Origin of the sequence: Arenibacter sp. P308M17 (genome assembly GCF_003426735.1) — a bacterium.
GTDB lineage: Bacteria > Bacteroidota > Bacteroidia > Flavobacteriales > Flavobacteriaceae > Arenibacter.
In genome coordinates this window covers 652349-659586 of record NZ_QVON01000003.1, presented here as the reverse complement: position 1 = coordinate 659586, position 7238 = coordinate 652349, and the positions used below count along the sequence as shown (strand labels likewise).

Here is a 7238-nt window from a genome sequence, read left to right as displayed (position 1 = left end):
AATTACAAGAAATTACAGCAAGTTTAGATCAAGTTTACAAGAAGGGAATCCGGTAAATAAAATTATGCTAAGTTAGTAAATGTGGTTGGTGGGCCGCATACGGATTGGCTATCACTTTGGCAACTTACCCCAAATTATTAGAAACAAGGTTGAAGGACTTTTTAAAGAAAGAGAAATTAATTTTGTGTTTTGTACATCAACCCTTTTGGAAGGTGTGAATTTGCCAGCTAAAAACGTTTTCATTCTAAATAATAAAAACGGAAGAAGTACTTTTCAACCGATAGACTTTTGGAATCTTGCAGGGCGTGCAGGACGGCTCAAACATGAGCTTTCAGGAAATATTATTTGTCTAAAGGAAACGGATAAAGACTGGAAAAAACATGAAGTCCTCTTAGAAGCTGAGGTGGAAATAAAACTCAATCCTTCCGTTGAAAACTACATTGATAGAAAGTTAAAGAAGATTGAACAAATCCTGAATGAAAACTCCGAGATAAAGGGCGAAACGGAAACCATGAAGGAGATATTGGAATACATTGCCAATATAATAAGCATTGACACACTTGAAATTGAACGAGCCAATTACAACAGTGAAATTATAAAAAAGCTGATTGCCGAAAATAAGGAAGCAATTATTGAATTGGCAAGAAAGAAAAACGGGAAGGTTGAAGTTCCTTCGAGCGTTCTGAATACAAACAATTCAATCAAGCTCAAAATACAGAATGAGGTTTTTATTGCTTTGAAAAAGCAAGCCAAGAATCCATCTGCCATCAAATTGCCAAGCAGGGTTACTTATGAAATATGCCAAGAATGGCTTCATAAATTCTACTCAATGTTTCATTGGTCAACAGAGGAAAAGCGATTCAAATCTGAAAAGCAACTTGACTATTTTGCTGTTCTGATGAATCAATGGATAAATGGAGTTTCGTTGAGCCAAATCATCAATGAATCAATTGCTTATTACATCCGCAAAGGCAGCACATTAATGGTCGGTTATAAAAACGGGAAACCATCTTATGAGTTGTTCGACAATAGTAAACAACATATCAATGTTCTTATTGGAAACATTATTGATGATATTGAAAGTGTTCTCCGATTTCTTTTTGAAAAATACTTCAATAACTACTACGCAATGCTTGTTGAAATTTTAGGTGAAGATAATGCCGGCGTAAACTGGGCAACATTTTTAGAGTATGGAACACAGAATACTATCGTAATCACTTTACAGAATTATGGACTTTCAAGGCACTCAGCAGACTACATTTTTAAGAAATACAAAGACTGCTTAAAAATTGAAGGAGACAAACTCATTGAAATCAATATTAGGAGATTAAAGAGCAGATTGAATAAAGAAGAAATAGAATATGATGAAATCAGTTTAATTCTTTTCTAAACAAATGAATAAAACAACAAAGGCACAACATTGTATAAGCGTAATGCGGGCTGAAATGCTAAAATTCAGCATTTTTGATCCTAATAAACTTTGCGGTGAGCGGACAGTGAATTGCTCCGAAACCCGCACTACGCTCATACTTGACCGTTGGCAACATGCTTAAAACAAAAAAGAACAGAATAATTAATGAATAGAATAATACTCATTGGAAATGGATTTGATTTAGCGCACGGAATGAAAACCAGCTACAAATCATTTATAGATGACTATTGGACAAATACAATAACTGCCATCCAAGAAACCCCTTTGGGTAGGCCTTTTGAAAATGATGAAATAAAAGTCAATAATTCTCCTTCACGATATATAACGGGAACAACATATGAAGATTTAAAAAGAGGAATCAACGACTATAAAACTACGATTAAATTTAAAAATATATTTTTAAAAGAACTCACAGATAAATCCAATTTGAATAATTGGGTCGATGTGGAAAATGAATATTATTTTCACTTGAAAAAGTCTTTTCAAGACACTAAAAGCTCTAATGAATATAACATCTCACAGCTAAATTCAGATTTCAGTCGTATTAAAGATTTATTGCGACAATATTTAACCAGAATAGAAAAAGAATTTGACTCAAACATTGACAAAAAAATTCTTCGGATAAAATCAACAATTGGAAATAAAATATATCATCCCTATAAATTTAAAGACTTTTCAGAAGATTCTCTAAATCAACGTGCTGAATTAGAATACAATTCTATGAAGGATAATATTCTATCTGTACAAGCTAACCACATATCTATTGATAGATTAAGTGAATATCAGAGGAATATTATTAAAAGACTTGGTAAAACTGACCATCAAAATCAAATCAAAAAAATGCTGTTATCAGATTCAGCTATCAACTATTTTGACTTGATTCCAGACCAAACGCTTTTTTTAAATTTCAATTATACATTTACAGAATTACTCTATGAAGACCCAAAAAGATTTTACAATCAATTAGAAGAAAAATACACAACATCCAAATTTAATCACATACACGGCACGACCGACAGATCGGACAAAAATCCAATGATTTTTGGCTTTGGAGATGAAATTGATAAAGAGTACAATTCAATAGAAGAACTTAATGACAACAGGTACTTAGAAAATATTAAATCAATAAACTATTTAGAATCAGATAATTATAAAAAACTATTAGAATTTATTAATAGTGGCTATTTTCAAATATGCATATTTGGGCATTCTTGTGGAGTTTCAGATAGAACTTTATTGAACACTATTTTTGAACACGATAATTGTGCCTCTATTAAACCATTTTATCATCAAAAAGGAAACGAAATAGATAATTATAGTGATATTGTTAGAAATATTTCACGAAATTTCAATGACAAGGCTAAAATGAGAGATAGAGTTGTAAATAAAACATATTGCGAATCATTAAATTAAAAAGCCAGTTGCCACTGTAGGCTTCCCTAAATGTAGAATTATTATCAAAATAAATCTTTTATGTCTACTTTCAACACTTTTGCTATTTTAAGAAGAGTTTTAATAGTAGGATTCGTTTGTCCTTTTTCAATTCTACGAATTTGATTTTCTGATAAATCTACTTCCAAGGCTAATTTCTCTTGCGAAAAATCAGTTGACTCTTCTCTAATTTTTCTTATTGTCAAACCTAGTTTAACTATTGCTCTATTTTGCTCTTCACTCTTCACTTTATAAATCTCAAGCATTATTATAAAATAAAAGCACACATATATGTTTGGTTAAATATTTTTCTTATATTAGCAACGAAATATTATTTTTGCGAAACTTCTTTTGAATTAGCATTGGAAGCATTCGCTTTGAATCTCGCATTAGAAAACTGGTAATTTTTATGTGTACGAGAGGACAAGCAGAAGGCTCACGACCCGGGCGTGGGTACTTTTCTTATCTGTACACAGGGTATACCAGTACCTCTAATGCAATAAGTTGAGTTCCGCGCCTTTTATATTTTATAGGTGCCTCCTCACTGTATTCTTAGCGTTGCTTTTAAGGAGCATGGCAAAACCAACTTAAAAGGCCAAGAGCGTTATGGAACAGGGTTTTTGTACACCAATGGGGTACCATAAAGGGCAACATCTAAGCATGTTGGCCCTTACCGTGTTCGATATCCTCTTTGCCAAAAAGCCAAAGAACCCTATATAGGTTCTGCATTAATTATGGGATTGGTGTTGACCCCTTTTTTCCGGAATACGAAAAATAATGTTGTCCCATAATCTACGATCCACACACTTTTGGTATCCGGCCAAATAACGACAAAGCAGCCTAAGCCCTTTGGGACCTGCCCTTGTACCCGTTCCGCCTTGTGCACACCGCGGAAAGGAAAGGGCGAAGCCCTGCCTGTGGCCCAAGTTTATTGGATGCCTATAACCTTGTGCCAATGAATACCACTGTACCCTAACCAATAACATCTTTTATGCCCAAAACATAAAAAAGCACATAAAAACAACCTCCCAAACCCTGTTGACGCAAACGTTTGGAAGGCTTTTATAAAGAATTCATATAGAATTCATTTAGAATTTTTCAATTGGCTAAAAAATCGCCCTTTTTCACCCACTTTTTGTCTTTTTTTCCTTCCGTAGCCCTGCTATGCAACTCAAAAAAGCCTTCAATCGGGCAAAAAATGACAGATTTTCGCTTCAATCCAAAAAGTCTAAACGAATTCTTGATAAAAACCAAGTTTCATCCAATATTTCAAAATTATGCAAAATAATCTGGAGTACAGGGGCATGCTACGCCTTTGTCTAATCTTTCTTTTCAGTTTTTTTCCCCCGCCTTACTTTGCCCATTTCCCCCATGGGCATTGTTTTAAGGTTTCCACCATATTATTCACCCAACAAGACCAACATACCCTAAACGGCACCGTTACCGATAGCTACGGCCCCATGCCGGGGGTACACGTCCTTATCAAAGGCACCCAAACCGGCACCTTTACCGACCAGGACGGACAATACTCCATTTTGGTTGGCAATACCGACACCCTGGTCTTTAGCTACCTGGGCTATCACCCCCGGGAACTGCCCATTTTGGGCCGGACCACAATGGACATAGAGCTGCGGTCCGAGGTTACGGAACTGCAGGAAGTGGAGATCAATGCCGGGTATTATACGGTGAAGGAAAGGGAACGGACGGGGAGTATTAGCAGGGTGACTGCGGAGGAGATAGCACTGCAGCCCGTGGCCAATCCTTTACAGGCCATGCAGGGGAGGATGACGGGGGTCGAAATTGTACAACAGAGCGGAGTGCCAGGCGCTTCCATGCAGATCAAGATCAGGGGCCAGAACACGCTAAGGATGGGGGAGGGCGATTATCCCCTGTACATTGTTGATGGGGTTCCCATAGCTTCCAATCCGGTGGGTACCTATGGCCAGTTGTTCAGTAGTGCCGTGGGCATAGACCCTCTGAATAGTCTGAACCCATCCAATATAAAGAGTATAGAAGTATTGAAAGGACCGGACGCCACTTCAATCTACGGATCTCGTGGTGCCAATGGCGTAGTGCTGATCACTACTAAAAACGGGGAATCCGGAAAAACGTCCATAACGCTAAATATGTCCACCCACATAGGACAAGTGGCGAATACACTGAACCTTTTAAATACACAACAATATTTGGAAATGCGGAAGGAAGCTTTTGTAAATGACGGGGCAACGCCAACCGAAACCAACGCAGCGGACCTACTGTTATGGGACCAAAATAGATATACGGACTGGCAAGAGGAACTGATCGGCAACACGGCCAATATAACGGAAATAAATACTTCGATGACCGGTGGCAGCGAGCGTACAAGGTTCCTGGTAGGGGGCGGATACAGAAATGAAACCACTGTTTTTCCCGGGGATTTTGGCTATAAAAAAATGATGGTGAACGCCAGGGCCGACCATAATTCCAAGGATAACAGGCTTATGGTAGATATGGCAATAAACTATGGTTTTGATGCCCATACCCTTTTTAACAGCAATATCCTTGAACAGGCACTGCGCTTGGAACCCAATGCCCCCGCACTCTATCTGGACAACGGGGAATTGAACTGGGGAGAGGACTCCTTAGGGAACCCCACCTTTAAAAACCCTATGGCCCCCTTGCTAAACACCAACAACATTGAAAGCAGTAAATTGATCTATAACCTTGGTTTCCGCTACAAAATAACCAAGGAACTGTTTTTTAAGACCCATATTGGCTTTACGGAATTCCATCAAAAGGAAATTGTAAAACAGACCAATAGTTCCATAAATCCACAAAACCGGCCTTTTAGCAAACATAATAGCCGGCACTTGCAGCATGATAGCAGATCCTTGATCTTTGAACCCCAACTGGGCCATACCCTAAAATGGCCAAATGCCGACCTGACTACCCTGGTAGGTGCAACGGTACAATATGACAGCTCCGAACAATTGGGAATTGAGGGTAGGGGCTATATCCATGAAAGCCTCATTGGAAATCTGTTGTCCGCAGAGGAAATGGCCATTTTATTGGATACGGAAAATGAGTATAGGTACAGTGGACTGTACGCCAGGTTGGGATATCGTCTTAAGGAAAGGTATTTTTTAAACCTAACGGGCAGGAGGGACGGCTCTTCCCGTTTTGGCCCTGGCAAAAGGTTTGCCAATTTTGGGGCAGTAGGTGCCGCATGGATATTTTCGGAAGAACCGTTTCTGCAAAGGAACCTGTCCTTTCTAAATTTTGGCAAGATAAGGGGAAGCTATGGTACTACGGGCAATGATCAGATACCAGACTATGGTTATCTGGCCACTTATAGCAATATTGTAGATCCATCCAACTTTAGGGGCAATGGGGGATTGTACCCTACCCGATTGGGAAACCCGTCCTACCAATGGGAATTGAACAAAAAAATGGAGGTGGCAATAGACCTTGGCTTCTTCAAGGATAGATTGGTTTCCAGTGTAACATGGTACCGGAACAGATCGTCCAACCAACTGGTAGGATATCGTTTGCCCACCATTACGGGCTTTAATACCGTACAGGCCAATTTGCCCGCCAAGATTCAAAATACCGGTTGGGAAATCCAGGTTTTCTCAAAGAACGTGGTACATACAGAATTTTCTTGGACCACGGGAATCAACCTAACGATCCCCAAAAATAAATTGATCGATTTTCCGAACCTTGAAGGTTCTCCCTATCATAATCTATATGAGATAGGCGAGCCGCTCCAAATAAAGAAACTGTACTCCTTTGATGGTGTGGATGATGTTACGGGATTATATCGGATAAAGGATATCAACGGGGACGGGGTATTCAATCAGGAAGATAAGGTCGTTATAAGCAATAGCTCCAGAAGATATTATGGCGGGTTTCAAAATTCGATCGGCTATAAAGGCCTGCAACTGGATTTTTTGTTAGAATTTGTGGGGCAAAGGGGGAACAGCGTTTTGAACGGTCCCTTTGGGGTCCCTGGTTTTGGCCCCAATGGCGGTTATGGTGGGAACCAACCAAGTATCATCCAGAACCGCTGGAAATCCCCACAGGACAATGGGTCCGATATACAGAGATATTCCCAGTCCTTTAGCGCCCTCGTCCCATACTACAATATGAGATCTAGTGATGCCGCCCTGACCAATACTTCGTTTGCCAGGCTTAAGAACATATCCCTGAACTATAGGTTCAGTAATGCCATATTGGAACGGATACACCTAGAGGATTGCACCTTTTTCGTAAATGCGCAAAATATTTTTACATGGACCGGATACAACGGTTTCGACCCCCAATTTCCTTCGTCACTTCAAAATATTCCTGCCCTTAGGGTAATAGGCGGAGGCGTTAAACTAAAATTTTAAACCTA

At 39.1% G+C, this 7238-nt stretch carries 4 protein-coding genes; 3 read left to right on the top strand and 1 reads right to left on the bottom strand.

Annotated elements, in window-relative coordinates; translation table 11 throughout:
* Positions 1–79 precede the first annotated feature (79 nt).
* Complete coding sequence (locus D0S24_RS10745) at positions 80–1390, top strand: helicase-related protein (protein ID WP_117019858.1); 1311 nt, start codon at positions 80–82, stop codon at positions 1388–1390.
* 186 nt (positions 1391–1576) lie between these two features.
* Positions 1577–2845 (top strand): AbiH family protein, encoded by a 1269-nt coding sequence (locus D0S24_RS10740; protein ID WP_117019857.1) that lies wholly within the window; start codon positions 1577–1579, stop codon positions 2843–2845.
* A 44-nt stretch (positions 2846–2889) separates the two neighbouring features.
* On the opposite strand, the gene D0S24_RS10735 is transcribed toward D0S24_RS10740, so the two are convergent.
* Complete coding sequence (locus tag D0S24_RS10735) at positions 2890–3129, bottom strand: helix-turn-helix domain-containing protein (RefSeq protein ID WP_117019856.1); 240 nt, start codon at positions 3127–3129, stop codon at positions 2890–2892.
* Between the two features lie 1011 nt (positions 3130–4140).
* Here D0S24_RS10735 and D0S24_RS10725 point away from each other — a divergent pair.
* Positions 4141–7233 carry a SusC/RagA family TonB-linked outer membrane protein gene (locus tag D0S24_RS10725; RefSeq protein WP_117019854.1) on the top strand — a complete coding sequence of 1031 codons (3093 nt, stop codon included), beginning with the start codon at positions 4141–4143 and terminating at the stop codon, positions 7231–7233.
* The last annotated feature ends 5 nt before the right edge of the window (positions 7234–7238 follow it).